We start from the raw sequence: 25,463 nt of genomic DNA, 5'->3' as shown, positions 1-25,463 counted from the left end.
TTGTTAACCTTCTTTCTCTATTTTTAGGGAGCCATCATCGAGCGGATCTTTCCCTTGATACGTAAAATATTCAAAATCGGCATAGCTTTTGCCAAAGTGATCTAAATCATGGGCACTGATTCCAATGAAATTCCCCGTAAAACCACCAGACAAGAACTGGATGTTTTGCTTTTTAAAGGGATGCCACGTTTGTGATTGCCGATAGAACCATTGGGCTTCTAGATAAGAACCGACTACTTTCAATCCAATCGGCTCACTTGCAGCAGCGAGGGGCAATTTATCTGGGAACAAGTGAAATTCTCCTTCACAACACCGCAGCAACCGAAGGACCTTGTCTTCTTTTTCATCATAGGTTACGTAGAAAAACAAATAGTTTTCTTCATTTAAGAAAAGCGACAATCCAGCCATCTGATTGAACGATTGGGGGTGGTATTCCATCACTGTTTCAGCTTCAAAACAAAAGTCTTGTTGACGAATCGCCAATAAGTGCTTATGAAAGTTCGATTGCATCGATTCTCCGCCGATCAATCGCAAATACCCTGGTCGCTCACTCAGATTGCACCACTCTTCATTGGGCAGCAATCGTCTACCGTTCCATGCTTTTTGCAACGATCCTTTAAAGTCATCAATAAAAACAGCAGGTGATGCCCTTTGCTTCTGAGCGTCGCTAGCGAGCCTGATGGTTTGATCTGGGATCGTATCGTTATTGCTAAGACGCAGCCATCCTTCGTGATCCCAATAGACAGTTTGGAGTGCTGTCTCTCGTCCAAGGATCGCTGCCCCTTCTACTGGCCGAGTCATCAAATAGCTCATGACCCATTCTCCTGATGGCGCAATCGTCAAACTGCCATGACCTGTACATTGAAAAGGGGAATCTTCGCGCTGATAGGCACGCATCATGGGAAAATGCGGATCTACTTCATAAGGTCCAGTGATGGTTTTACTACGACAAACTGTTACCGCATGACCTGCACCCGTTCCTCCTTCTGCCGTCAGTAAGTAATAACACTCATTGTGGTAATAAAGATGCGGTGCTTCAGTCTTCGCCAGCTGGGTTCCAGAAAAAATTGGCACTCTGTCACCGATCAAGCACCCTTGTGCTTCAGAGTATTCTTGGAGCACGATCCCCACCGATTTATTTGGTGTATCCTTACGATAATCCCAAAGCGCATTCAATAACCAGATACGCCCCTCTTGATCATGAAACAAGGACGGATCAAAGCCACTACCATTTAAGTAAATGGGCTCACACCATGGCCCATGAATCGTAGGAGCCGTGATGAGATAGTTTCGACAGTCTTTGAAGGGGCGTGTCGTGTTGCGAACATTTGTATAGACACAATAGTATTGTCCGTTTGCGTAGCTGATTTGCGGTGCCCAAATGCTGCAATTTGCTGCGTTGCCTAATAAATCCACTTGATTGGTCAGAATATCTGTTTCATGGGACCAATTGACTAGATCTTGAGAACAGTAGACCCGAATTCCTGGCAACCACTCAAAGGAAGAAACCGCTAAATAATAAGTATCCTCGACTTTTAAAATACTCGGATCAGGATGAAACCCTCTTAAAATCGGATTATTGATTATTGCCTTCATGCAACCCCTCCTTGTTTGCTGACTGCGTCCGTTGTTTTTTTCTTGTGTCTGTCATCGCGATGGAGAAAACAAAAACCCGCCGCTAAAAAGAAACAAAAGGCAATCGGAAAAGCGATCATTTGACTACCAATCAATGTCACGACACCAGTCAAAAAATAAATAGCACAAGATTGCTTTCGATAATTACGATAGCGAACAAGCATCGTCGCCACTGAAACCAATATCAGGAGTGCCAACAGCGTGAAGCCAAACCAAGCACCGAGTGTTTGAAATTGCGCCAATGCTGCTTCTGCCGTCATTTGATTCAGTATAGTGGGAAACGCACGTTGAAAGATCTCTTCGAACTGCTGGACAGTCATTTGATTGATCGCCAAGGAAAAGCCGCCCATAAACACCAGAGCGAGAACCATCCCGATCCAGCCAGACCATTTTGCCTTGCTCATTTTTCTATCACTCCTTCAAGAGTCACCCATTCAGGACGTTGGGGACTTCTTTGGTAACAACACATTCGCTCCGTGAATGTGACCGTTTGGTGGCTTGCTGTTTTTCCCCAATCAGACCATCCGCAAGGGGCGAGCTGTTGATCAAAGCAGCAGGATAAAAAGGTGACTTTGGCGTCATTACGCCAAGGACGGCCTAAATAATAGGCTTTGTCCCCTGTCACTCGGCACCGATCGAAGGTTAACCCGCTTGCTTGTTTGCTGGTTGAGGCAGCAGTAACGTAGTTCGTTTGTGGTGTATTTTTACAATGCAAGCGACACTCTTCAAAGGTGGCGGAACCACCGCCAAAAATAAAATCGACTGTTCCACTGATCCTGCAATGCAAAAACAAACTCTGTTGTTGGTCAAAGATTGTCTTTCGCCAAGGACTGATCATTGGTTCGCCTTCTTTGGTATATTTTGGCAATGGACCCAGGCACAAGGTATCTTGAAAAGCATCGAGATGACAGCGTTCGAAGCGAATGTCATCCCCTTCGATATAGACGGCAACTGCTTGCCCGACTGCTCGCCCATACCCTGCGTCATTGATGATAGTCAGGTTTTTTACAAAGACTTCTCGGCTATTGATAAAGAGCGTCGCTGTTTGAAACGTTCCTCTTTTTTGCCCATTTTCATCGGTTTGCTCGGCAGCCAAGTGGTAGCATAAGAACGTGTTAGGTTCCGCAATCAACGTAAGCTGGTTCTTATAGATTTTCACCTGTTCTTGATACACGCCAGAGGCGATCGTGATTTCACAAGGTGCTTTTAAGGCTTCAGCAGCCAGCACGGCTGCTTGGATACTCGTAAAATCACCCTTTTGCGGCTCTTTACTAACCTTTAGCTTGATAGGAGGTGCTGTTTTAGAAATTCGATCCACTGCGCTCTCATCTCCTTGGTTTCTTCATGACCGCCTGGCAAGCAACACGCCTGCCAATGCTCCTTGTAGCCTATTGCTTCATAATGCAGCCCGATCTGCTGATCCAAACGAGCGACGCCGCTTGAGGGGCAGCCACGATCCTCTTTGCCAACCAAACTCAAACGCGGGCGTGGTGCGATCTGTTTTTGGATCGCCACAGTCGTAAAGTCTTTCAACACATTAGGAACATAATAGTAAAACCCATGTTTGCTTAGACAGTCCTCTTCGATCAATGCTTGATAGTCCACTTGTGCTGCCATGTCCACCACCACTGATATCCGTTCATCAAGCGCTGCCAACCACCAGCTCATCAAACCGCCCATAGAAAGTCCCAATGTGGCGATAGCGGAATGTTTCACTTCTTTGCGGGAAGCAAGATAGGTCAAAAACTGTTGATTGTCATAGATTCGTTGTCCCCATAATGTTTTGCCATGCAACAGAAACCGCTTGTAGCTATCATTCTCACCGTTTTTTCGTTCGCCAAAGCCCCACATGTCGATCACCCCAACGGCGACGCCCAACTTCATAAATGTCGCGAATAGGCTTTCTTTTTGCATATAACACGGACTTTGTCGTAGTTCTTCTTTCCCCCTCGTGAAGTCGCCGCCATGAGAATGATTGAACAAAACGAGTGGAACAGGTTGCTGAGAGCTAGGATAAGCAAAGTATGCAGGGACATCCTCTTCTTGATTTAATCGTAGAAGTAAATGTTCCAAAGTATAATTTTGCACTTGCTCTTTTGTTTGCTGAACCACTTGTGGTGCAACTTTCATATCAGGACCTAGCAGCTGTAGTAACTGAGGATCCCTCACAAAAAATCTCCTTGAAATGCCAGAGGCTGACGATTCTCAAATGATTGTGTGACGGTGATTTCCCGACTATTCTCGATATGGAACGCTTCAGTTACGCCTTCCAAATTGATACGATCAAACTGAATATTCCGTCCACAGCCAATATAAAAGCCTTGTTTTGTCATCTCTTCGATACCTGTCATCATTGCAGGCTTTCCTGGAATTGGGTGTTCAGCCATAGAGACAGCAATATCTTGGAAAGTGATATCTGAAATAAATTGTTCAGCCAAGCCATAAACAAACCCAGCGGCCGCATGAACATTCCGAGCCGAGATATTTGCAAAATGGATTCTCCGAAAATGAGGGGTTTCCTCGGTGATCGGGTACGGATTTTTATCCCAAACATACTTTTCTTTGCCTTTCGGTCCACAGAAATAGTAAAGATTTAAAGTGAATGGACAGATAACATTATCCATCACAATGTTATTCACTCGAATATCTTCGATCGTTCCGCCACGTCCCCGACGGGATTTCAACCGAATCCCACGATCGGTATCTTGAAAAATACAATTACTGATGGTGACATTACGAATATCGCCGCTCATCTCACTACCTAGAACGACTGCCCCATGCCCATGAAGCATATGGCAATTTACGATCGTGATATTCTCACAAGCGACCCGTTCTTTGGTGTCCTCCGTTCCTGATTTGATGGCGATACAATCATCACCAACATCGATATGACAGTTACTGATGCGGACATTTTTACAAGATTCAGGATCGATCCCATCCGTATTTGGCGAATCCGCTGGATTTTTGATGCGAAGATTATCGATCGTTAGATCTTGGCAAAGAATCGGATTGACGGTCCAACTTGGTGAATCGACAAGACGGATATCTTTCAACGTAATTTGCTGGCAAGAGTCAAAACTGATTAATTTAGGTCGTGGATAAGCAAGTTGTTCACGGTTTTCCCGAAAGGTCTTCCACCATCTTTGCCCTTGTCCATCAAGCATTCCTAATCCTGTGACAGCGATATTTTCCGCATTCTCGGCATATAAACAAGAGGCATAAACTTCCCGTTTGACCCCTTCCCAGCGAGACGCAACGACGGGATAGTCTTTGGGATCATCAGAAAATACTAGGGTCGCCCCCAATAGTAGGTGCAGTTCAATGTTACTTTTTAAAAAGAGCGCACCTGTCGGATAGCGTCCTGCGGAAAAAGTGATTCTGCCTCCTCCTTGTTGATGCAATTCATCAATTTTTTCTTGAATCGCTTCTGTCAACAGACCTTCTTTTTCTTGTAAATCAGCTGTAGTCAATTGGATATTCATTTCTTGCTTCCTTCCTCCGTTAGTGGTTGTAGCAGTAAACTCGCTTGTAAAAAGGCACCGTATCCTTTGAAATCATTCGTGATAACGGGTTCACTGATATAGTAAACAAACGTACCATCCCGATCATCTGGGCCACCAAGACCAGCAACTTCACAGTTTCTGATCAGATTCAACCAGCCTTCTTTTGTTAAAAAGACAAACTCATCAAGCAATCCTTGATAGGTCTCTTGGGCAAACACTTGCCATTTTTGATCGATGATCCCTGCTTTGACTGCTTTCGCTGTTGCGTAACAAATCATTGAAGAAGCGGATGCTTCTAAATAATTCCCACGCTCACTGCCTTTATCTAAGACTTGATACCACACTTTTTTCTGGGGATCTCTTACTTTAGCAAGAGCTTCTAGACAGGAGACAAACATTTTTTCTAATGGATTCTTCTGCTCTGATTCCCCTAATAGCACCATCGTATCTGCGAGAGCCATCATGAACCATCCCATTGATCGTCCCCAGAAATTTTTTGAACAACCGGTCTCAGGATCTGCCCACGGCTGGACTTTTTGTTCATCCCACGCGTGATACAAAAGACCCGTTTTTGGATCTAGGGTATGAGTAAAGCATAAGGTGAATTGCTTGATTACATCTTCCAATGCTTCTTCTTTCTCAAATGTCAGTGCGTATTCTGTTAGAAATGGGGCCCCCATATATAAGCCATCTAACCACATTTGATAAGGATAGATTTTTTTATGCCAGAACCCGCCTTCGCTTGTTCTTGGCATCTGCTGTAATTGTTGATACAGCGTGTCCAAGGCGATCTTGTTTTTTGAAGCACCTGTTTCTTTGTATAGTAAGAATAAACATTTGCCATTATTGATGTAATCGATATTCATCGCATCCATCTGATAGTTTTTGATACAACCGTCTTCGTCAATATAAAAATCCATCGTGTTTTGGATATAGTCGAAATAGCGTTTGTCACCAGTTTGCTCATAGGCTTCTTTCACGCCTTGTAAAACGACCCCGATGTCATAGGACCATTTTCCGTGATAAATTTTTTCTTTGCATAAGTAGTCATAGCGCTCAAATAATGTGTTCAAAGCAATTTCCGAATAGTTCTTCATGTACGATACTTCCTTTTATTGTAGTCTCCTCAATTCATAGAGCTATTTGAATGAATCCGTTTTACCGGCTGTATTTCATGAGGGTTCAGCTTGTCTTGCTATTTTCAGGTGTTCTCTAGTAACCGTTTTGTTTGCGGACCAGTAAAAGTCTTTGAGCCGTTTTCTTTAGATAATGACCTCCTCTCCTTTGCTGGAAACGGTTTGTTCCGTAGTCGATGCCGTTATTGAAACCACCTGATCTGTTTCAACTGGGTGGATATCTTGAAGAATTTTTTTACTAGCAAGGGCAAAAACACCACCAACTAAGCTGCTACCCATCAAAAAGAGGCCGATCAAGAAATAACTGCCCAGGACTAAATAGCCAACGATCAAAATCGTCCAACTTATGATCGAATAATGCAGATAGCCTAAACCTAACAACGCACTCCCCCGCAGGATCTCAAACACGGTCACAAAGTTGGTGGCTGCCATGACGGTATACACGTGCATGAATAAAAAGAGAAACGCAATCAAAAAGAGGACATTCGCTACTTGGATAAACCATGGAAATGGCGCAAATATGTTGGTGATCACGATCGCTGCAATGATCAGAAACAACCAACTGATCAGCACCGATTGTCGGAACCGTTCTTTACTATAGTAGAAAAAACTTTTGATCAAAGGTGGTCGTTCATGAAGACGAAGCCAGCGATCATAATATTTCATCATGGCATACGACGCAGGGCCAATGCCAAAGAGGACCCCTCCCAGGAGAGTCACACTGAGCCAAAGAAAGTGAAGTGCGATCAGCGTCAAAAATGCGAGTAATCCTTCGTTGATTTTCGTGATCTTTTCGATCGTCATGTGATCCCTTCTTTCTTAATAAATCCCGTCTTCGCCAATTTTTTTCGCCAAACGATTCGCAAAGATAACGAGGATCAAGCCAACAAGTCCTTTAAACAGCCCAACAGCTGTCGAGTAACTCAATTGACCATTTTGAATCCCGGCGGTATAGACAAAGGTATCAAAGATTTGGGCAACTTCACGGTTCATTGAGTTCATCAACAAGAACATATGCTCAAAGCCCATATCTAAGATCGAACCGATCTTTAAAATCAATAAGGTTACGATCGTTGGACGAATACAAGGCAATGTGATATGCCACATTTTTCGTAGCTTGCCAGCCCCATCCATATCCGCAGCTTCATAAAGCTGTTCATCAACATTGGTAATAGCGGCTAGATAGACGATCGTCCCCCAACCGGCACCTTTCCAAAGATCTTGGAAAATGTACATTGGACGCAACCACGTGCGGCTTGTTAGAAACGGGATACGTTCGCCACCAAGACTTTCGATCATGTTATTGATTACACCACCTTCTGTCGTTAATAAAACATAGAAGATGGAAACAACGATGACCCACGACATAAAATGAGGCAAATAAATGATGGTTTGAATCCCTTTTTTCAAACGGCGATTGTTTACTTCATTTAGCATAAGTGCCAATAATATAGGAAAAGGGAAAGAAATCGTGATATTTAAGAAAAACATGATCAGTGTATTGCGCATCAACATCACGAAGGTATCTTCAGTAAAGAGCCGAATAAAATGAGTGAAGCCAACAAAGGGGCTTCCTAGGATCCCCAAGAATGGTTGGTAGTCTTGAAAAGCGATGACCAAACCGCCCATTGGTATGTAACGGAAAATAAGAAAATATAAAATCCCCGGCAATACCATAATATAGAGGGCACGATTTTTTCTGATTTGCGCCCATTTTTTCTTTTTCAGCCGCAGCCGCTGTTCTTCTTCATTAAGTGGTGAGAAGTAATTATCAACTTTTGTTTCCATACTTGTTCCTCCGAATTTTTTTGATTTGATAGTCCCATGGTAGCGTGAAAAAAAGATAACGTATATAATCATTTTCTCAGCTTTGAAAAGGCATACATTTTTTAGGATTATTTCTCAATCGAATTGGAAAACCCTTGATTTATCAACGTTTATCACTATTGTGAATTTTTTAACATGTAAAAGTGATTATATACGTTGTCCCCGCCTCATGATACGTTGGAAGTACCTATTTAAGTAAAAAAAGATGGAGGTTTTTTCTATGCAACAAACCCTGAAAAAAACGAACCGCCCGAAAAGTGAACGGGTCGTTCAAGGATTTATTATTGGCTTTCTACTACTCTTCACCTTAACGTGTCTCTTACCTTTTCTAAACATTCTCGGAAGCTCCTTTGCTTCTTCTTCTGAGATCGCGACACGAACATTTATCATTATCCCACGTGAATTTAGCTTAAATGCTTACCGGTATATTCTCTCGACACCCACGATTTTTACGAGTATTGGTGTTTCCCTTTTCGTGACCATCGTCGGAACGGTTCTTTCAATGATCTTGACCTCTTTTATGGCCTATGCTCTTTCGAGAAAATATTTGCATGGACGCGGCATCTTCAACTTTATTGTCGTATTTACCATGTTGTTTAGCGGTGGGATGATCCCAAGTTTTATTTTGGTACAAAGCCTCGGCTTGATCGATTCTCTCTGGGCATTGATCTTACCGAGCGCCATCAGTGCATATAATATGATCATTATGAGAAACTTTTTCCAAGGGATTCCTGATAGTTTAGAGGAATCCGCAAAAATGGATGGTTGCTCTGATTGGGGCGTCTTTTTCCGTATCATCTTACCCCTTTCCTTACCATCGATTGCGACGATCTCTTTGTTCTACGCTGTTAGTTATTGGAATACTTATCAATCAGCGATCTTGTACATCAATGATTCAGCGAAATGGCCGATCCAAGTGCTCCTTCGACAAATCGTGATCGTCTCCAGCGGGATGAACGCTGATGCCGCTAGTGTCGATGTTGTCCCCCCAGCACAATCCGTAAAAATGGCCGTGATCGTCGTTGCGACTCTGCCAATGTTGATCGCCTATCCATTTGTCCAGAAGTATTTCGTGAAAGGTGCAATGGTTGGTTCCGTCAAAGGGTAACCAACAGGTAGCAAAGAAAAAAAGCGCTTTTGATCAACGATCAAAAAGCGCTTTTTTTCTTTTAGTCTTTGGATCGTTTGCGATACTCTCCAGGGGTCATCTGTTCTTTCTTTTTGAAAAAGCGGATGAAGTTTTGAGAGTTGGTATATTGAAGGTTGGCTGCGATTTCCTTGATCGTCATATCCGTTTCCCGCAACCATTTTTTGGCGATTTGCAACCGATAGTTTTGTAAGTAATCGGCAAAATTGATGGATAATTCCTTTTTAAACACATTACTTAAGTAATTGGCATTATAATGCAGCTGTTCAGCAATGCTATCTAAGGAGAGATCTTGATCGTATTGTTGGTGTACGATCAAGACCATCTTTTCAGACAAGGAGCGAATTTCTCGATCTGTTTTGGCTTGTGTCGTTTCAACGATAGGTAAAACTAACTCATGATAGATGATTTGCTCAACTTTGAACAAACTAGTTTGGTTGAGCACGGATTGATAAACTTTACGACTATTCTGCAAGCTGGTATGATCCGCTCCTAAGAGTTGCCCTAGCTGAACGATACTGTTGATCAACTTAAACAAGGCACTTTCAATCGTCAACGGATTTTTGTTTTCATGAATGATTTCCCGTACGACTTCCGTGTAACTCGCTTTGATGGTCGCTAGTTCCCCACTACGCATCGCATCCAAAAAGGTGCTTTCTGCTTCTCTAGGGTATTGAACGATCGCATTATTGTCTAATTGTGCTGCAATGTCGTCAAAAAAGATAATGACTTCTTCCCCTAAATTCATTCGATAGTGCAAGGCTTCTTTGGCGTTATCAACCGCTAATTTGGTTTCTACGAGGCGGTCGTAGGATTGTGAGACCCCACAACTTATTTTGATTTTCAAGTAATCTTTTGCCGCTTGATGGATCTTTTGACAATAGGTTAATACTTGTTTTTGGTCAACTGATTCAGGAAGCTTTAAAATCGTTCCTTGGGTTTCTTGACTGGAGATGATTGGTTGAAAACGCAAATTTGCTGGAATGATCTCAGAAACGAGATTCTCGATGGCAAGCAAGAAAATATCAATAGTCGCTGTTTCTCGTCCACACAAATCATCGATTTGAATCAGTAATACGGCAAAGTGTTCTGTTTTGGATACTTCATACCCAAATTGTGACAGTTTTAAGTGAATATCTTCTTCTGAGATACAGCCGCGAAACAAGTTTAATAGAAACAAGGATTCTAATTCGGGCTTTTGATGCTCGACTTTGACGGAGAGATCGTGGTTTTGATGTAAGACCTGGTCGATATCGGAAATCAACTGATTGACTTCTAATTTCTGACCTTGTTTTTTGGGCTTTAAAAGCTCACCGATCCGATTGATGGGTGAGGTAGCCACGATCGCAATGCGATAGGATACTAATAAAAAGAGGATGATCAAAAGACTGCCAATCACGATCAAACCGCTTCTTAATTCACGGATTGCTTGTGAAACGCTAGCAGGCGCCAGGCGGATCACATGATACCACTGATTGTAATCCGATTGTGTGACCACATACTTATTGTTTTCTTTGTCAGTGAAGATGCCATCGCCGTGGGCAGCTGCAATCATTGTTTCTTGTAAGGCAGAATCGATCACTTCACCATTATCGAAAAGCAGTTGTCCGTCTGCATGAAAAATATTCAAAAAGGAATCTTCATGATCTGCCACCAACTGCGCAATGGTATGGTCTTGGATTTCAGCGATCCCCAAAGCAGTGGTTTCCTGTCGAAACACAGGCAGCGTCATCACCATTTTTAAATAGCCATCTTCTGGTAACCAATACAAGTAGCGTTGGTTGTCGATCAACGCTTGAAAAGCAGCAAGTTCAGTATCATCGATCTGTTTTAAGGAGCCTTCTTCGATTTTCCAATGCTGGTTCAAATTCACCAATTGGTAACTGGCGTTTTCGATCCCCATCACACCAATGTAAGCCAGTTGTGAATTGATCTCTCGTACTTGTCGATAATTCGTCACAGAAAACGGCTGTTCCATCGTATCGGAAAAGCTTTGTGTGCTACTGTATGTAGAAAAGGCATACTCCACCATCTGAATTTTTTGATCCAGATTTTCTTTGACTTGGTTGACCAAATTATGTTGACTTTGCAAAAATGTTTCTTGAATGTTTTGATACGTTCGATGATAAATGACCCCACTAAACCCAATGATTAGAGCGCTACCAATTAGAAAAATCAAAATAAATATTTTATAAAACAAGTTGGACGTTTGATGATAGCTTAAAAAGAATTTCATAGACTCCCTCCCATTACCTGACTATCTTCTTTTATACTAGCACATCCCAGAAAAAGTTCCTATGTTATTTTGAAAAATGTTTCACGTGTGCATCCTTGGTGTATTGACATTCTCGTGGGAACAAGCTATGCTTAAATCAAGCAAAAAGGAAGAAGGTTTTCTATGGTCACGATCAAAGATATCGCCAAAGTCGCTGGTGTTTCACATACAACTGTTTCTCGTGCGCTAAACGATAGCCCATTAATTAAGCCAGAAACAAAAAAGAAGATCGCAGCCATCGCTGAATCTTTACACTATGTGCCCAATGTCAATGCCAAAAGTCTGGTGAATCAAAAATCCTATATCATTGGTCTTTATTTTTCTCATCTATCCATTGGTACTTCCGATAGCTTTTTAGTCGAAGTGATCAAAGGAATCAGTGATACCCTACCATCCGAATATACTTTGGCGGTTCATGAATTATTGCAATCCGATACATTTGATGAAGAGCCGAATCGCCTCGATGGAGCGATCGTGATGAGTCAAAGCGATCGTGATGACGGTTTTATCGCTGCTCTTTCAAAGAAAAACATTCCCATCGTCGTTTTGAATCGTCAATTGCAGGATGCAACCTTGATGAATGTCACTAGTAATGATGCCCAAGGGGTCTATCAAATGATCACCTATGTGCTTGAACAAGGCTTTCGAAAGATCGCCATGATCGAAGGGATCGCTTCCTTTGGCTCCGCTAGAGAGCGTCGCAAAGGATTTATGAAAGCGATTCAAGAAAAGCAGCTTGTCTGCCCGAAAGAATACTTTGTAGCTGGCGACTACTCGTTGGAAAGCGGTCAGCTGGGTGCCCAGCAACTACTCGCTTTACCTGAACCACCTGAAGTGATTTTTTGCGCCAATGATGACATGGCGATCGGTGCGATCAATGCCTGTCATCAAGCAGGACGAAAGATCCCTGAGGAGATCGGTATCATCGGTTTTGATGATAGTTCTTTTTCTCCCTATACGTATCCCCCATTAACAACGATCCGCAAACCAGTCTATGAAATGAGTCAATTGGCAGCAACCCTGCTGTTGCAAGCATTTGCCAATCAAGTAGTTGAGAAACAACATTTCTTTGATACCTCGTTAATCATTCGTCAATCGTTGTAAGCCTCTTGTTTTCAAGAGCGCTTACGCAAAAAATGTTAACGTGTGCATAACTATTTTTTAAGGAGGATTCTATGAAAAAAATTACCGAACAACCCCATCAAACCTATCCAGCCCGAGTGATTCAATTCGGGGAAGGCAATTTTATGCGGGGCTTTTTTAACTGGCAGCTGCAGCAAATGAACAAGAACGGTCTTTTTAACGGCAGTGCCGTTGTGGTACAGCCGATTGATCACGGCTTGAAAGAGCTGTTGGCACAACAAGAAAATCTCTACACCGTTATCTTAGAAGGACTTGTCGATGGCGCTTTATCTCAAACATTTGAAGTCGTCTCCACCATTGATCAAGTGCTGAATCCTTATCAGCAATGGGAAGACTATCTTGCTTTAGCCGAAGACGAGCAACTTGAGATTATCGTTTCTAATACGACGGAAGCAGGTATTGCGTTTCACCCAGAGGATACCTTACACGATACCCCTCCCCAAAGTTTTCCCGCAAAACTGACCGCTCTTTTGTATCGTCGTTTTCAACTACGAAAAAAGGGATTTTTGATCATTCCTTGTGAATTGATCGATCGGAATGGGGAAAAACTAAAAGAGATCGTCTTACAATATGCCGCATTATGGTCTTTGGAATCAGACTTCGTCAACTGGTTAGAAAAAGAAAACACCTTCTGCTGCAGCTTAGTCGATCGGATCGTTCCAGGATATCCTCGCGACAAAGTGGCTCAATACCAAGAGGTTCTTGGCTATGAGGATGCCGTAATGGTCACTGCGGAACCCTTTACGCTATGGGTGATCGAAGGAAACGGCGTAGCCGAAAAGCTCCCTTTGCAAGAAGCTGGGTTGAATGTGATCGTGACAGAAGATATAACTCCTTACCGTGAACAAAAAGTACATTTATTAAATGGTCCTCATACGGCGATGGTTCCCCTCGCTCTTTTAGCGGGTTTAGAAACCGTTGAAGAAGTAATGAACGACCGTGAATTTGCAGCCTTTTTGGATGGTCTTTTTCAGGAAGAGTTGATTCCAATGCTTGATTTGCCTAAAGCGCAGCTTGCAGCTTATGCGGACCAAATCAAAGAGCGCTTCAGAAATCCTTATGTGAAGCATCAGCTGCAATCGATCGCTTTAAACAGCGTCTCAAAATTCCGTGCGCGTCTTCAACCAGTCTTAAGTCGTTATGTCCAACAAAACCAGCAGGTACCAAAACGAATCACTGCCGCACTGGCAGGATTGCTGACTTTCTATCTCACACGACCCTTTCAAGATGATGAGCTAGTGACAACCATATTTCAACAAGTGAAACAATTACCAGCAGAAGAACAGATCGCAGCTCTATTAAAAAATGAGCAACTTTGGCATGCAGACCTGAGCTTTATGACAGAGACAATCAATGAAATGTGCGCATGCCTAAAACAAGACAGACCCCGCCAGTTACTTGCGTCGATTGACACCCCTGAGCCAAGTTTAAAATAAAGGAGAATCTTTATGTCCAGCACATTAACAGAAACACCCGCGCAACTATTGAAATTGCACCCTAAAGACAATGTCGCAGTCGCATTAAAACCACTAGCTGCTAAAACGACCCTTGCATTTGAAGGCAAAACGATCACCCTTTTTGAGGATATTCCACAAGGACACAAAATCGCCCTCAAAGACCTAGCACAATCACAAGACGTGATCAAATATGGCTATCCCATTGGACATCTCTTAGCTGACGTGAAAACTGGCCAATGGTTGCATACCCACAATGTCAAAACCAACCTTTCTGGTACCTTAACATACACCTATGCCCCCGATTTGCATCCCGTCCGTTATCCAAAAAGGGCTGCGACGTTCCAAGGGTACCGTAGGGCAAACGGCAAAGTTGGAATTCGTAATGATTTACTGATCGTGCCAACAGTTGGTTGTATCAATGGCATCGCAGAGATCATTGTTGAAAACTTCAAGAAGAATCATCCGGATCTTGGCACTTTTGATCATATTACGATCCTTAAACATCCCTACGGCTGCTCTCAGTTAGGCCAAGATCATCAAAACACCCGTCAAATTTTAATTGATGCGGTGCATCATCCAAATGCCGGTGGCGTCTTGGTCTTTGGCTTAGGTTGTGAGAACAACACCGTTCCCGAGTTTAAGAAAAACCTGGGTGACTACGATCCAAAGCGCGTCAAATTTATGGTGGCACAGGAAAGCGACGATGAAATTGCGGTCGGCGAAAGCTTATTAGAAGAATTACTGGAAGCAGCAAAAGAGGATCAACGTGAAGCCGTTCCCTTGAGTGAGCTAAAGATCGGGTTGAAATGTGGGGGTTCCGACGGGTTTTCTGGGATCACCGCCAACCCTTTGTTGGGGGCATTTTCTGACTTTTTAGTTTCTCAAGGTGGCAGTACGGTCTTGACGGAAGTACCCGAAATGTTTGGCGCTGAACAAGTCTTGATGGCGCGTGCACAAGATGAAGCAACCTTTGAAAAAATTCTCCATCTAATCAACGACTTTAAAGATTATTTCCTTGCCTACGGTGAACCGGTCTATGAAAATCCTTCTCCTGGCAATAAGGCAGGCGGCATCACTACGCTAGAAGATAAGTCATTAGGCTGTACTCAAAAATCTGGGACTTCCGCTGTCGTCGATGTCTTAAAATATGGGGAAAAACTCCGTAAGCCAGGCTTGAGCCTGCTGGAAGGTCCAGGAAACGACCTTGTTGCCGCTTCTGCACTGGCTTCTGCCGATTGCCAACTCGTCTTATTTACCACTGGTCGCGGCACGCCATTTGGTGCCTATGTGCCGACCATGAAAGTTGCCACGAATCAAGAGATTTATCATAAGAAACCCCACTGGATGGATTTCAACGCTGGCCGCTTGTTGGAAGAGCCGATGGAGGTCGTGCTGGAAGATTTTATTCAAGCGATCATCGATACTGCCAGTGGAAAACCGACGCGTAATGAAGCCAACAACGTTCGTGAGATCGCCATCTTTAAAAATGGCGTGACACTATAATCAAAGAAAAGAGGTCCGACATGTTTTTAAATGAAAACTATTTATTGCCAAATGAAATTGCTCAAACACTATACCATGACTATGCCAAAGAGCTGCCGATTATTGATTACCACTGCCACCTAGACCCGAAAGAAATCTATGAGGATCGGCCGTTTAAAACTATCACCGAGGCATGGCTAAGTGGTGATCATTACAAATGGCGATTGATGCGCGCTTGTGGCGTACCCGAAGAAGCGATTACGGGCAATGCCAGTGATTATGAAAAATTTTTGGCATGGTGTCAAACAGTGCCAAAATTGGTGGGAAATCCCCTTTACAGTTGGACCCATTTAGAATTAAAGCGATTTTTTGAGATCGATCTTCCCGTTACTGAAGAAAATGCCGAAACTTTGTGGAGGCTATGCAACGAAAAATTGCAGCAAAAAGACTTTACCCGAAGAGCTTTGATTGCTCGCAGTAACGTCGAGATAGTTTGCACCACAGATGATCCAGTCGATGATCTTCACTATCATCACCAATTAAGCCAAACCGAGCAACGTTTTCGGGTCTTGCCGACCTTTCGACCTGACAAAGCGTTACAAATCGACCATCCGAATTTTCTTACCTATGTTACCAAACTCGAAAAGAGTGTCGAAAACGCGGTCACTACCTACGATGCTTTCTTGACAGCCTTGCAGGACCGTGTAACCTACTTTCACCAGCATCACTGCCGCTTGTCTGACCATGCACTGGATACTTTAGTGTATGCTGCAGACGAACAGTTATCCCTGGAAGCAATTTTTGCCAAAGCATTAGCTGGAGAATCTTTGGAGGAAAACGAAGTCTCGTTCTTCAAAACCAATGTTCTAGTTGAACTGATGAAGCTGTATCACGAACATGGTTGGACGATGCAACTGCATGTCCATGCGTACCGTAACTGCAATCAACGAATGTTTGAGCGCTTGGGACCAGATACGGGCTACGATGGCATCAATGATCAACCACTGACTCAAAGCTTGCAGAAATTATTGAACGCTGCTGATGCGCAGGACCATTTGCCTCAAACGATTCTCTACTCCTTAAATCCCAATGACTATGATGCACTCGTCGCTTTGATGGGGTGCTTCCAGCAAGAAGGCAATAATAAATTGCAGTTAGGATCTGGCTGGTGGTATAACGACACCCGCGCAGGCATGCGTCACCAATTGACGAAATTCGCAGACGGCAGTGTGATCTTTAACTTTGTCGGCATGCTGACGGATTCAAGAAGCTTTTTGTCTTACACCCGTCATGAATATTTCCGACGCGTCTTTTGTGAATGGGTTGCTGAGATCGTTGTACGTGGTGAAGCACCTGCTGATCTTCGTCAGCTAAAACCATTAGTAGAAAATGTCTGTTATCAAAACGCCAACAACTACTTCAAATTTTAGGAGAAAGACAATGGAAAAAATCGTCATCGTCGGTGATTCCACCGCATCGATCAAAGAGCCTAGCGCTCATCCAGAAACGGGCTGGGGTGAAAAGATCTCACGCTATCTCCCCCAGCATCAAATCGTCAACTTGGCAAAAAATGGGCGTTCCTCCAAAAGCTTCATTGAAGAAGGACGCTTGTTGCAGGCAAAAAAAGAACTATATGCTGGTGATTATCTCTTGATTCAATTTGGACACAACGATCAAAAAACAGATAGTCGTGGTACGACACCTGTAGAATATCAGCATAATTTAGCAACCTTCGTGCAAACGGCACGCCAGCAGCAAGCGACACCGATCCTATTGACCTCGATCACTCGTTTGCATTACGTGGACCAACAGCAACTTGATCCTTTGGCAGTCGGTCCTTACCCAGAAGCAATGCGTGCTTTGGCTACCTCCTTGGATGTGGTCTGTCTGGATCTTTTTGTCGCAACACAACGGTTCTTTTCAGCACTGGAACCACAACAGGCGAAAACCTATTTTCTTCATTTAGAAAAAAACCAGCACCCCAATTATCCAGCCGGCATTACGGATAACACGCATTTGAATGACCAAGGTGCTACAGCCGTCGCCAAATTAGTTGCCAAATGTTTGACAAATGCTCCATTACCGCTTGCACAACAAGTTTTGTTAGATTGAAACTCATTGTTCGTGTTGAATCTTCCCCATTTAGATTAGAAGAAACCATGTATCCCCCAAACTGGTTCGTTTCAGAATTTGAAAGTGACCGCTTAAAGTTAGCATTTTTCGTCTAACTTTGAGCGGTCACTTCCTCTATTCTACTTAGTTTAAAAGGCTATTTAATGATTGAATTTTGATAGAAAGAAAATGCTAACGAAGCTTAATGAGCATCGCACACCCCATTAAGGGAGAAGGAAAAGAAAGGTACCACTTATTTTTCTTCTTTTGAAGCTGGATTCCCTGGCACTCAAATCCGCAGGTATGAAGAATCGTACGAAAATCCATAGGTAGTTCAACCATTGTTTGGTCAAAGTTATGAATGATGAGCAAGGCTTGATCACCAAGTTCCCGTTGAACGATTTGATAACCAGTTGGTTTTCGATAGGAAAGAATCTCACTTCGGACGACAGTTGTCGTTCCATCCTTGATCAAAGGACGACAGTGATCGTAAAAGACGAAACAATCATCAATCACTTTCCACTTCTTTTTGGAAAGCTCATTGATATCGCCGGATAGACATATTCTTCCTAAAAAGGTACTGATCAAAGAATAAAACAACCGTTGGGGTGAATCTTGCTTTCTAATGACCGCCCAAATCAGGCTTTGTCTCGGTAAAAGATGGTCATGCAAATTTGCTGCTATGATTGGGACACTGATTGCCTCATGAGCATCAGAAAAGCTCGACAGATCCGTCAGTTGGATCATTGAATACTCTAAGCGATGACCGCCTGACGAACAGTTTTCGATGATTAAATCAGGCAATTGCTGCTGAATGCGTTTAATAAATGCCTGTATTGCCAACAGCTGTAAGCGACTTTCTTCGCCAAAAGATTCCTTCCCATCAAAACCGATCCCAAAATTTTCATTATAATCGATTTTCAAATATCCGATATCATAGTACTTTAAAAAATTGATTACTCTCTCTTGTAAATAGTCAATGACCCAAGGATCTCGCATATTCCAAAAGCGTCGATTGCCGACGGTTAGAGGCTGTCCATCTTTATTCAATAGATGTTCAAAAAACGTACTGGCAACTGACTGATCTCCGACTGTTTCAATTTCAAACCAAATGCCCGGAATCAGATCATGCTGCTTGATAGCAGCGATCACCGTCTCTAATCCATTGGGAAACTGTGACGAACTTACTTGCCAATCACCATGACTACGTTCCCATCCATGTTGATTGGCATACCAGCCAGCATCAATGACATAATATTGAATCGCTTTCCCTTTTAAGGCAGCCAAATTTTTCAAAGTCATAGCTTCTGTTGGTCGTCCCCAAGATGTACAAAATTCGTTGAATTGGATTGCCAAATCCTCTTCCGTAGGATGCTGTTTTTGTGCCAAAGGTAACGTCAATATCTTTGTTAATCTTTGGGCGGCAATTGCTTCATTCCCGCAAGTGACGGTTAGGTATGCTTTTGGAGTGACAAAAACTTCACCCGGCATAACAGCTTTTAGCCAATGGCCATAATCTCGGTCTGCTAATCCACCCGACAAACAAAAATCCTCATCAAGACGATACGCTTCAAACTGCCATGATCCTGGTTGCGCAAGACTAACTGCCCATGTAATATCCTTTTGTTTGTCATAGATTGCCGCTTGCGGAAACCACCCTCTAACTGGCATCGAACCCACTTGCCCAAATTTTTCTAATCCTACACCAGAAGGCTTCCATGAGGGCTCAAGCTGTAAGTCTTCAAGCAATTGTATGGTTTTACGCCCTTCAAAACTCCACTTGCTTTGATAGCGGATCAAGCTCAAATTGCCTATTGGATTCTCATCATAAAATGGACTAAGATTACTCAATGAGAAGCTTGCCAACATTTCAAGCATCTGGGGAATCTTCGTCCGATTTTCAAAGGTCACATAAGTTTCTATTACTGGAAACCCTATCTGCCAGCTTACATAATGGGTATAGTGATTTCCTCTATCATCAGCTAAGATGGTAGCAATTTCTTTTTTATTCGATTCCTGTTTATCGATTTGTTTCACTAATCGAAGGCTTTTGACTGTTGCACTATTCCGCATCGTACTCCCTGTGCTGAACCCTTTTGGGTAATCATCACCTATCAGTTTTGCTTGAATCAAGGAATCAAATTTGGTCTTTTTAGGTAGCTGTACTTCATGATGCAAAGAAGTTGGGCTAAGGACCCATTCCACAGATTCGGCGGATTGATAGTAGTCGATCGTCATATCGCCAAACACGACCGTGCGTAACTTTTGCATATAACGGTCTCCTTTCATTTGTATACTGCCTACTGATCGATTCCTTTAAAAAAAGCTCTGCGTAATAAGTCCTTGCAATTCAATCACCTGGTTTTTCCCAATTTCAATCTTCGTCGGATTCAAAAATTCCACTTGTTGAAGTTCCAGTTGAACACTTTCGTCCACCCGAAGAAAACAAGCTTCCCCTGTATAATCAATCTTGAGATTCTTAAATTGTAATCGGACCTGTTCACCGTTCCCAAAAAAGTTTGATGTCTTGCGAATCCCAGAAATCGAGCAATTCTCTATCAATAACTGGCGCAAAGGTCGATTATTTTGCATTAGTTTCTTTTCGCCATACTCGTAAACAAGAAACTTATCTGCGTCAGCGATTTTACAATCAATTAAGCGAATGTTTTGGGCATCTTTTTGAATCGTATCTGCCTCAATCGCATAGTATTTAAAAATGGCATGGGTATAATACGTATTTTCTGAAAGGTGAGGATAACGACCTGGACCTTGATACCTACAGTTTTTAAAGGTAATCGTATCGCCACCGATCCTCATTGCGTTGCAAGCTGTATTTAAAAAACAATCTTCTACCATCAGCTGCTCAATGTCATACCCAGCAAAGCAGTCATCTCCACATGCTAGATGACAATCACGGACATAAATGTTGGTGGAATGATGTAGATTGAATCCGTCATGCCCCGCTTCGATGGTTACATTGTTTATTTGGACATTTTGACAGCCATCGATCGTATGACTCCAGTTAGCACTATTTTTAAAACAATAACCAGCTAAATGAACCCCCGTGATTTGGGAAAGAATGATCCCCATCGGTCCACGAAAGCCTTCTTCCCCATTTTCGTCGAAAGTATCTTGACCATCGATCAACGATCCAGGTTCCCCGATGATCTTCACATTTTCTTCTTTAAAAGCCGTGATCATGGCATAAAAATAATACTCAGGTAAATGCCAAATTTTTTTGTAGTATTCATCGTGCAAGTAGTTGATCGTACTTGGTACTTGAAAATCACAATAGTCCGCTAAGTTTTGGCTTCCCCTTAAGATTGCCCCAGATTTTAAACGTAAGGTGATATTTGAATAAAGACGTAAAGAGCCAATCAAATAGTCCCCCTCTGGTATGATTACTTCTCCTCCTCCAGCCTTTCGACAAGCATCGATGCATGATTGAATCGCCTTTGTTTGATTTTTTTCTGAATTTGTTGACACCCCGTAATCAGTGATAATAAACGTGTTCCTTTGGTCTTCCATTTCCATTTCCTCCTGTCCAATAATCATTTTTTTCCACCCAGTCATTTCTCAAAAATGAATACAAGTCAATTATAATGCGGATCTAATTGTTGAATAACTGAAAAAACGATATAATTGGTGTCAGAAAGTTACCTTTCTAATGTCTTTGCTATGAAGGAGTATCGAATGATCTATCAGATTCATTTAAATCTACCAATTTTCAATTTATGGAGTGGGTTGTTTTCGAACAATATAAATCAAACATGGCGCCACAAAGAAACCCATCATTCCGAAAATTTTGAACTTATCTTGCCAATAAAAAACGATGTTTCCTTGACCATCAACGAAAAAGAGGTATTGATCAAAGAAAACGAATGCTTTTTGATACCGCCATATGCGAAAATCAAAGCTGCTGCTACAATTGAACATGAAGTTCATTTTTACTGGCTACATTTCATTGCTTCTTACCAAACGATTTCTTTAAAAGAGCCTATGTTACAAAAAGGCCTACAGGATCTAGCAACACTAACGATGCCAACAGAGTTAAATAATTTTATCTTTCTCCCACAACGTTTCCAGTTAAAGTATCCCGAACGAATCGTTGTTTTGCTTAATCAATTGCTTACAAACGGAAAAAGACAACAATACACACAACGGGGGAATGATTTTTCTTTAACCTTATTACTGATCGCTCTTTGTGATGATTACCTAAATCAATTGGCACATACCGCGAAAAATCATGTCAAAAAAACTGCATTGATTGCCGAGTGGATTCGAGTCAACCTTACAAGTGAACTCCACTTATCTGATATTGCTAACCATTTTGGCTTGAATCCCAATTATCTTAGCCGACTGTTCAAAAAAGAACAGGGAATTGGTATCAAAGAGTATATGGTAAACATCAAAATTGATTATGCAAAAACACTTTTAGCAACAACCAATTTATCGGTCAACGAAGTAGCTGATCAAGCTTTCTTTTCCGATGCAAAACATTTTATGAGGACGTTTAAACAGAAAAATGGCTTAACCCCTTCTGACTATCGAGCAGAAAATGCGCAAACCAATCTAAATTCTAGTCAGATGAATCTTTCCGCCCCGTTACCACAGCAATTAGGTAATGAGGCACTAAAGAAGCTTATCTATCAGATTTTGAAAGAAAATCATCAATAAAAAACATTTGTCCACCTTTGGTCCGTTTTAACGGAACTTGTTCAAGGTGGCTGCAAATGTTTTTTGTTCTTTTATTTAGAAATCGTAATAAAAAAGCAATTTTTCTTCTTCTGCAAGTGCATTTGCATCAGTTGTTTGTTTTTGTCCTAAGACGAGTGTCAATTCAGGGTCTTGCTCTTTTGCAACTGCTGAAAGATCGATTTTTATGATTCGATCCTCATAAAACGGAGCGGTCAGAAAAACAAATCCTCGTCCCGTTCCCATGACAGAAAACATCTCGCTTTCAGCAATTTCTGTTTGATTTGCTGTGATCAACTGATCACCGGCAGCATTTTTTTCATCTGTAATTGACAAGTAACAGTTTGCTGATTGGTTCCACAGTGCAACCTTCCCTCCATCCAAAGGAATTAGTTGGAAAAGATCAGCTTCAACATATTTTTTACTGATTTGTAGAAGACTTGCATCGTTAGCGGATAAATAAGAATTTCGTGTTTCATAAACATACTCGTCGCCTACTTTGGCTAAGGTTCTTTCATACCAAGGTTCTAAGCGTGTTCTTATTCGCAAAGTTAAGCTTGGCGCAGTCTCATAAATCGGGCCATTGTAAAAAGTCAACGTTGAAAAATTCAAATGATCATTATGGATGTACCCTTGGGCGCGCATTGCTGCAGCAGCTTTGCTTGTCCAGGTCGTATCAACGGGACTATCGTGAAAGCGTGCTGCCACTTGTTCATATATTGGGCGCAACTCTCCGCGATTGATGCGTTCACTATCTAGCCGGGTCCAATACCCTCGATTCGGGTTTTGGAAAACGTTCATGAGGGGGGTGAATGGTACCTCTTCAAATAAATTGTACTTGGCAGCCCATTCAAAGGCTTTCACTAAGCGAAAATCATGTAATGAATAAAGATCGATCCCTTGATTCGCAGCGGCTTCAGCCACAGATGCCAAATAGCTGATCCCTAACTGTGCATGTGCTTGGTCACGTCCACTTTCAACCGATTGCCCCGTATCGCTGACATAGACAGCAATCGATCCATTGATATGAATCGACTGATACAGATTGATCGCCCGCTCAACGATCGGTTGACTATCTGTAAAAAGACCAATCGCCATCATCGCATTCATAGCCGCCGTATCCCAGTTGCCGTTTGCTAACATCGGAACCCCTAGATCTTCAATTACTGGATACACAGTATTAATAAGCATTTCTTGGGTTTGGCTGATATCTTCGGCAGTATATCCAGAATAACCACCTTGATAATGCGCAAGTATATCTGCTGCTTCTATTAATTTTGAACTGCTGATCGCAGCGCCCAAAATGCGATCACGGCCATCAATCACTTTTAAGGTTTGCGACCAGCCATTAATGATTTCTGTAGCTTTTTGTGCATAGTCCTCCTCTTCTGTGATGACCCATTGGAGGGCTAAAAAGTACGCTGCATTGCTAGCGCTTTCAAATTTGCCGATATTGCCATGACCTTCTGGAGCACCGCGTCCCACTCCTTCTAAAGGCGTATCTGTAAATGTCAATGCACTTTGATCATTGGAGACCCCTTGTTTAAGTTTTAAATAATCACTATACCAGGGTTCTTTTTTCTCAGCGATTCGTTGTTTCATCTGATCGAGATGTTCAGTGGTCAGTTGGATACCTGGATGGGTAAAGGATCTAGCTTCACTTACTCCTTTTACCGTATACGTTGCCTGCTGATAAGTAACTTCGATGCTTTCAGGCAAATCCGCTACTGGGAAAACAGCTTGAAAATAGTCGCTTGTTTTCTGAACTTTAGCTGAAACATTTAATTGATAGTCATCTGGCAGATCATCACTTGTGATCGGCAACCATCGAACAAACACTTGATTTGCACGTATTTCATGGTCAACAATCAGCGCTCCTGAGAACTCAGTTTCTTCAAAAACAAAGTACGCTGGTCGATTTTGTTGTCGACTAGCAGTTAAGCTTCCTTCCTGCCAATGTAAAAACCAATGAGTAACGGAGGGTTCGTCTCGTAAAGTATCTAGATCTGAAGCGATCGTATAACGGTTTGACTCAGGGTAATAATGAATGGATAATCGTTCATTATCATTGACGGATGCGGCGGTAAAGTTGAATAAAAAGCGTTCGTCTTTCTTTTGATAATAGTTTTTTTGTTCATCTGATTCTGAAAAATAGTTTTGAAAGGTCAGAAATTTACCAGTGGTGGTTGATTGAATTTGAGCTGTCGGTTTTAAAGAACCAGTTATTTTGTGGATCGGTTCCGCCACATACAAAGCAAACGTCTCTGCTTCTTGTTCATTCTCTACTGTGTAAATTGCCCCATTTTCCCTAACGGCAAAGTAACTCCCCGAATCAGTTTTGATTTTCATGTACTTCACTGGTAATGAAGCGTTGGTGAAATAATTACCAATCTTATGTCCCTCTATGGTTTGGGGTACTTCATCAGTTGTCCGTATAATCTTGACATAGGGCGCTCTTGTCGAACGAATTGAAAAAAGTTCGGATGCAGCAATCGATTCATCAAGACTTTTTTCTGTATAAAAGTGGATGGTCACTTCTTGACGATTCGCAGCTTTGGCTTCTTTGATCAAATCAGTGATATCTAACGTAACTACTGCCTCTCCATTTGGCAGCGTGACTTCATACGTTTTCGTATCCTTCAATACGCTAGGCTTATTGTCGTAAGTGATCGTATCAGAATCCCACTGACTCCCGGCTTGTCCTCCACTAGTCAATTCATTGGAAGCCTCTTGGAAAAACAACTGGTTTCCGCCATGAGTAGTCACCATTTCCAATTGGATCTGTTTGATCGTTTCTATGTCTGTCAAATCACTGATAGCTAATTTCATATAAGCTTCTCTTAATTTTCCTACAATTAATTTTTCTCTGTTTCGTTCTTTCATCACTTCTCCATGTTGACCATTAAAGTTTGAGACAAACGCATCATCAACAATGATGATTTCCTCTCTTTCGCTAGCAAATCCTACTTGAACACTTAAAATACTAAGCAACAGGCTACCAAGCAACAAAAACCAAACTTTTGCGATCCCCATTTTCTGCCTCCTTTTTTT

General features: G+C 42.2%; 19 protein-coding genes. 7 read left to right on the top strand and 12 right to left on the bottom strand.

Annotated elements, in window-relative coordinates; translation table 11 throughout:
- Positions 1–3: 3 nt before the first annotated feature.
- The 8 genes from IGJ05_RS01845 to IGJ05_RS01810 all read right to left on the bottom strand — a co-directional run bounded on the left by IGJ05_RS01845 (position 4) and on the right by IGJ05_RS01810 (position 8,062).
- Positions 4–1,596 (bottom strand): glycoside hydrolase family 43 protein, encoded by a 1,593-nt coding sequence (locus tag IGJ05_RS01845; RefSeq protein ID WP_142973245.1) that lies wholly within the window; start codon positions 1,594–1,596, stop codon positions 4–6.
- Positions 1,593–2,039 (bottom strand): DUF4064 domain-containing protein, encoded by a 447-nt coding sequence (locus IGJ05_RS01840; RefSeq protein WP_266167137.1) that lies wholly within the window; start codon positions 2,037–2,039, stop codon positions 1,593–1,595. The genes IGJ05_RS01845 and IGJ05_RS01840 overlap by 4 nt, the downstream gene beginning before the upstream one ends.
- Entirely contained in the window at positions 2,036–2,953 is a 918-nt protein-coding gene (locus IGJ05_RS01835; RefSeq protein ID WP_266167135.1) for a pectinesterase family protein, read from the bottom strand. Before IGJ05_RS01835 ends, IGJ05_RS01840 begins: the two co-directional genes overlap by 4 nt.
- Positions 2,914–3,804 carry a dienelactone hydrolase family protein gene (locus tag IGJ05_RS01830; RefSeq protein ID WP_266167134.1) on the bottom strand — a complete coding sequence of 297 codons (891 nt, stop codon included), beginning with the start codon at positions 3,802–3,804 and terminating at the stop codon, positions 2,914–2,916. Before IGJ05_RS01830 ends, IGJ05_RS01835 begins: the two co-directional genes overlap by 40 nt.
- Positions 3,801–5,117 (bottom strand): glycoside hydrolase family 28 protein, encoded by a 1,317-nt coding sequence (locus tag IGJ05_RS01825; protein ID WP_317725834.1) that lies wholly within the window; start codon positions 5,115–5,117, stop codon positions 3,801–3,803. Before IGJ05_RS01825 ends, IGJ05_RS01830 begins: the two co-directional genes overlap by 4 nt.
- A complete protein-coding gene (locus tag IGJ05_RS01820) occupies positions 5,114–6,235 on the bottom strand; it encodes a glycoside hydrolase family 88/105 protein (protein ID WP_266167131.1) in 1,122 nt (373 codons plus the stop codon). The genes IGJ05_RS01825 and IGJ05_RS01820 overlap by 4 nt, the downstream gene beginning before the upstream one ends.
- A 165-nt stretch (positions 6,236–6,400) precedes the next feature.
- Positions 6,401–7,078, bottom strand: coding sequence for a YesL family protein (locus IGJ05_RS01815; RefSeq protein ID WP_266167130.1), 678 nt, complete (start codon positions 7,076–7,078; stop codon positions 6,401–6,403).
- 15 nt (positions 7,079–7,093) lie between these two features.
- Positions 7,094–8,062, bottom strand: coding sequence for an ABC transporter permease (locus IGJ05_RS01810; RefSeq protein ID WP_005229934.1), 969 nt, complete (start codon positions 8,060–8,062; stop codon positions 7,094–7,096).
- Positions 8,063–8,321: 259 nt separating this feature from the next.
- On the opposite strand from IGJ05_RS01810, the gene IGJ05_RS01805 reads away from it, so the two are divergent.
- Positions 8,322–9,209 (top strand): carbohydrate ABC transporter permease, encoded by an 888-nt coding sequence (locus IGJ05_RS01805; RefSeq protein ID WP_015509917.1) that lies wholly within the window; start codon positions 8,322–8,324, stop codon positions 9,207–9,209.
- A gap of 61 nt (positions 9,210–9,270) precedes the next feature.
- On the opposite strand, the gene IGJ05_RS01800 is transcribed toward IGJ05_RS01805, so the two are convergent.
- A complete protein-coding gene (locus IGJ05_RS01800) occupies positions 9,271–11,484 on the bottom strand; it encodes an AraC family transcriptional regulator (RefSeq protein ID WP_317756182.1) in 2,214 nt (737 codons plus the stop codon).
- A gap of 162 nt (positions 11,485–11,646) precedes the next feature.
- Here IGJ05_RS01800 and IGJ05_RS01795 point away from each other — a divergent pair, with 162 nt between their 5' ends.
- The 5 genes from IGJ05_RS01795 (at position 11,647) to IGJ05_RS01775 (ending at position 17,717) form a co-directional block, all read left to right on the top strand.
- Positions 11,647–12,627: a LacI family DNA-binding transcriptional regulator gene (locus tag IGJ05_RS01795; RefSeq protein WP_005229927.1), complete on the top strand. Its 981-nt coding sequence runs from the start codon at positions 11,647–11,649 to the stop codon at positions 12,625–12,627.
- A 71-nt stretch (positions 12,628–12,698) separates the two neighbouring features.
- Entirely contained in the window at positions 12,699–14,102 is a 1,404-nt protein-coding gene (locus IGJ05_RS01790) for a tagaturonate reductase (RefSeq protein WP_266167124.1), read from the top strand.
- Positions 14,103–14,114: 12 nt separating this feature from the next.
- Complete coding sequence (locus tag IGJ05_RS01785; RefSeq protein ID WP_016610984.1) at positions 14,115–15,626, top strand: UxaA family hydrolase; 1,512 nt, start codon at positions 14,115–14,117, stop codon at positions 15,624–15,626.
- A gap of 20 nt (positions 15,627–15,646) precedes the next feature.
- Complete coding sequence (gene uxaC, locus IGJ05_RS01780) at positions 15,647–17,035, top strand: glucuronate isomerase (RefSeq protein WP_266167121.1); 1,389 nt, start codon at positions 15,647–15,649, stop codon at positions 17,033–17,035.
- A 10-nt stretch (positions 17,036–17,045) separates the two neighbouring features.
- A complete protein-coding gene (locus IGJ05_RS01775) occupies positions 17,046–17,717 on the top strand; it encodes a rhamnogalacturonan acetylesterase (protein ID WP_266167119.1) in 672 nt (223 codons plus the stop codon).
- A gap of 192 nt (positions 17,718–17,909) precedes the next feature.
- Here the strand turns inward: IGJ05_RS01775 and IGJ05_RS01770 are convergent, their stop codons facing one another.
- Together IGJ05_RS01770 and IGJ05_RS01765 are read right to left on the bottom strand one after the other, a co-directional pair.
- On the bottom strand, positions 17,910–19,988 hold the full coding sequence (locus IGJ05_RS01770) for a glycoside hydrolase family 36 protein (protein WP_266167118.1): 2,079 nt from the start codon (positions 19,986–19,988) through the stop codon (positions 17,910–17,912).
- Positions 19,989–20,033: 45 nt separating this feature from the next.
- Positions 20,034–21,245: a glycoside hydrolase family 28 protein gene (locus IGJ05_RS01765; RefSeq protein ID WP_266167117.1), complete on the bottom strand. Its 1,212-nt coding sequence runs from the start codon at positions 21,243–21,245 to the stop codon at positions 20,034–20,036.
- A 165-nt stretch (positions 21,246–21,410) separates the two neighbouring features.
- On the opposite strand from IGJ05_RS01765, the gene IGJ05_RS01760 reads away from it, so the two are divergent.
- A complete protein-coding gene (locus IGJ05_RS01760) occupies positions 21,411–22,394 on the top strand; it encodes an AraC family transcriptional regulator (RefSeq protein WP_266167115.1) in 984 nt (327 codons plus the stop codon).
- 75 nt (positions 22,395–22,469) lie between these two features.
- On the opposite strand, the gene IGJ05_RS01755 is transcribed toward IGJ05_RS01760, so the two are convergent.
- Positions 22,470–25,445 (bottom strand): alginate lyase family protein, encoded by a 2,976-nt coding sequence (locus tag IGJ05_RS01755; protein ID WP_266167114.1) that lies wholly within the window; start codon positions 25,443–25,445, stop codon positions 22,470–22,472.
- Positions 25,446–25,463 lie beyond the last annotated feature (18 nt).

This window comes from Enterococcus sp. AZ167 (genome assembly GCF_051714025.1).
Classification (GTDB): Bacteria; Bacillota; Bacilli; order Lactobacillales; family Enterococcaceae; genus Enterococcus_D; species Enterococcus_D casseliflavus.
The sequence above is the reverse complement of the archived record's forward strand: the minus strand, read 5'-3'. Positions and strand labels throughout refer to the sequence as shown.